The 582-nt window shown below is 69.8% G+C and carries 1 protein-coding gene; it reads right to left on the bottom strand.

Annotated elements, in window-relative coordinates:
- Positions 1 to 582, bottom strand: a 582-nt coding sequence (locus EN750_RS38075; RefSeq protein ID WP_127399509.1) for a LysR substrate-binding domain-containing protein, incomplete at both ends; no start/stop codon positions are given.

Below are 582 nucleotides of genomic sequence, written 5' to 3'. Positions count from 1 at the left end.
CTCCCAAGGCAGCATCGCACCGCTGGCAAAGCGCCCGCGCACGCAAGAGTGGCCAAGCAGGTCGCTCGGGTGTTGCGGCCGCCCATGGCGCTCAAGATAGGCAGGGCTGGCGGCGGTGGCGAAATGCTGCACCCGCGGTCCGATCGGCACCGCGATCATGTCCTGTTCCAGCCGCTCGTCATAGCGGATGCCGGCGTCGCAGCCGGCCGCCAGCACGTCGACAAAGTTCTCGTCGGCGATCACCTCCAACCGGATGCCGGGATAGGCGGCCAGAAAACCCGGCACGATATCCGGCAATATCAGCCGCGCGGCGCTGACCGGCACATTGAGACGCAGCGAACCCGCCGGCCTGTCGCGAAAGCCGTTCACCACATCCAGCGCCGCCTCCACCTCCGACAGCGCCGGGCCGAGCCGCTCCAGCAGGCTGAGGCCCGCCTCGGTCGGAACAACGCTGCGCGTCGTGCGGTTGAACAGCCTGACACCGAGCTGCGCTTCCAGGCGACGCACCGCTTCACTCAAGCCGGAGGCGCTGCCGCCGCTGGCACGCGCGCCATCGCGAAAACCGCCGGCGCGCGCCACCGC

Origin of the sequence: Mesorhizobium sp. M7A.F.Ca.ET.027.03.2.1 (assembly GCF_003999175.1) — a bacterium.
Classification (GTDB): Bacteria; Pseudomonadota; Alphaproteobacteria; order Rhizobiales; family Rhizobiaceae; genus Mesorhizobium.
Note: the sequence above shows the minus strand (reverse complement) of the source record. Positions and strands in the feature narration are given on the sequence as shown.